The organism is Methylobacterium sp. WL7, assembly GCF_008040085.1.
GTDB lineage: Bacteria > Pseudomonadota > Alphaproteobacteria > Rhizobiales > Beijerinckiaceae > Methylobacterium > Methylobacterium mesophilicum.
In genome coordinates this window covers 1-2,082 of record NZ_VRVG01000284.1, presented here as the reverse complement: position 1 = coordinate 2,082, position 2,082 = coordinate 1, and the positions used below count along the sequence as shown (strand labels likewise).

Annotated in this window: 3 protein-coding genes; all 3 read right to left on the bottom strand. The window is 68.7% G+C overall.

Annotation, left to right across the window (positions count from 1 at the left end; translation table 11 throughout):
• On the bottom strand, window positions 1–289 hold a 289-nt coding region (locus FV233_RS30985), incomplete at its 3' end, for a hypothetical protein (RefSeq protein ID WP_210249519.1).
• The gene (locus FV233_RS29215; RefSeq protein ID WP_246690140.1) at window positions 279–1,544 is read right to left on the bottom strand and encodes an HlyD family type I secretion periplasmic adaptor subunit; all 1,266 of its coding nucleotides are present in this window, start codon (window positions 1,542–1,544) and stop codon (window positions 279–281) included. The genes FV233_RS29215 and FV233_RS30985, both read right to left, overlap by 11 nt.
• 113 nt (window positions 1,545–1,657) lie before the next feature.
• The coding region (locus FV233_RS29210; protein ID WP_147899613.1) for an ATP-binding cassette domain-containing protein at window positions 1,658–2,082 on the bottom strand (425 nt) is incomplete at its 5' end.

Below are 2,082 nucleotides of genomic sequence, written 5' to 3'. Positions count from 1 at the left end.
TAATGGAAGTAGAAAAACTTATACCTTTATGGGATCCAACATCTCCACCTATGTCAAAGCCAATATTAAAGTAATTTGATGATGAACTGAGAGGCTGGAGGTAAGTTCCAACAAAATTATAAGTTCCGCTTCCATTATTAAGCGACGCTCCAAGGGCTAGAGAATTAAATGGCGAAGTATAAACAAGTCCAAGATCATACTCAGGGCTTACAGGCATTTCGAAAGATCCGATCTTGATTTGTGATTTAAAATAGATGCGATCGACGAATTTTATTTCTTCAGCGCTCACGCCAGGCTTTGGCGATCTGATCGGTGAGCGGCTTGACCAGGTAGCTCAGCACCGTGCGCTCGCCGATGTGCAGGTGCGCCTCCACCGGCATCCCCGGCACCAACCGCACCTCACCCAATCGCGCCAGCTCCGCGCCCGTGAGCGCGATCCGCGCCGTGTAGTAGCTCTGGCCCGACTTCGGGTCCGTGGTCACGTCCGCCGACACCCGCGTCACAGTCCCGTCGATCTCCGGGGTCGTGCGCGCGTTGAACGCCGCAAACCGCAGCACCGCCGCCTGACCCTGGCGCACGCTGTCGATGTCCTGAGGCTGCACGTGGACCTCGACCGTCAACCGGTCCGCATCCGGCACGATAAGCATCGCCGGCTCGGACGGCGTCACCAGGCCGCCGACCGTGTGCACGCTCATCTGGTGCACCACCCCGTCCTGCGGCGCGCGCAGATCCACCCGCTTGAGCTGATCCTCCGCCGCCACCCGCTTCTCGACCAGCTCCGACCACTTGCCCCGGATCTCGGCGAGGTCTTTGCCGACCTCGGCGCGCATCTCCGCGTCGACCTGCAGGATCTGCAGCTTGGTCTCGGCGATCTTGCCCTTCGCCGAGGCGATCGAGGCCATCAGCTGACCGCGCTCGCCCTCCAGACGCGCCCCGTCCCGCTCCAGCGCGGTGACCCGGGTGATCGGCACCAGGTTCTTCGCGTACAGATCCCGCACCCCGCGCAGCTCGGTCCCGATCAGCCCGATCTCCCGAGCCTTGGCCGCGGCCTGCTCGGTCAGACCGGCGATCTCTTCACGCAGCTGCGCCGCCCGCTCGGTGAGCTGCGCGCGCTGCCCGTCCCGGCTCGCCAGGCGCGCCGCGAACAGGTGGCCCTCGCCCTCGATCAGGGACGCGATCTCCGGCTCCGCGCCTTGCCGCGCCGTCAGCGCACGCGGGAACGTCACCGCCGCCAACCCGTCGCGCTCGGCCTCGTCGCGGGCGCGCCGCGCCGCCAGCTCGTCAAGCGCCTTCAGGGTGATGTCGAGGTTGGCCCGGGTCTGGGTCTCGTCCAGGCGCACCAGCACGTCGCCGGCCCGGACCCGGTCGCCGTCCTTCACCCGCAGCTCGCCGACCACGCCGCCGGTCGGGTGCTGCACCTTCTTGATCTCGGACTCGACCACGAGCTGGCCCGGGGCGATCACCGCACCCGCAAACGAGGTCAGCGCCGCCCAGCCGCCCAGGCCCGGCACCAGCGCCAGCGAGATCACGCCGGCCACGAGCATCTGCCGGCGGATCGAGGCGCGCGGGTGCTCCCGCGCGGGCGACGGGGTCGCCGGGCCGCGCGGCCCCGGGCCGGATCCGGGAAGCCCCGGGAGGGTGAGAGATCCTGCCGACATCACGCCCGCTCCCGCTGTTGATCCGCCGGCTGCGCCGCCACCGGGCGCAGCACGCGCTTGAGCACGTCCTCCTTCGGGCCGAACGCCTGGACCCGACCCTCGGCCATCACCAGGATGAGGTCGACCGCCGCCAGCGCGCTCGGGCGGTGGGCGACCACCACGCACACCCCGCCGCGCGCGCGCACCCCGTGGATCGCCCGGGTCAGCGCCGCCTCGCCCTCGGCGTCGAGGTTGGCGTTGGGCTCATCCAGCACCACCAGGAACGGCTCGCCGTACAGCGCCCGGGCCAGCCCGACCCGCTGGCGCTGCCCGGCCGAGAGCCCGGCCCCGCCCTCGCCCAGCGGCGTGTCGTAGCCCTGCGGTAGACGCAGGATCAGCTCGTGCGTGCCCGCGGCCTCCGCCGCCGCCACGATCGCCCCGGCCG

Bases quoted from the DNA above. Each gene is read 5' to 3' on its own strand.
- FV233_RS29215 (WP_246690140.1), bottom strand. From the start codon at position 1,544: ATGCTCGTGGCCGGCGTGATCTCGCTGGCGCTGGTGCCGGGCCTGGGC.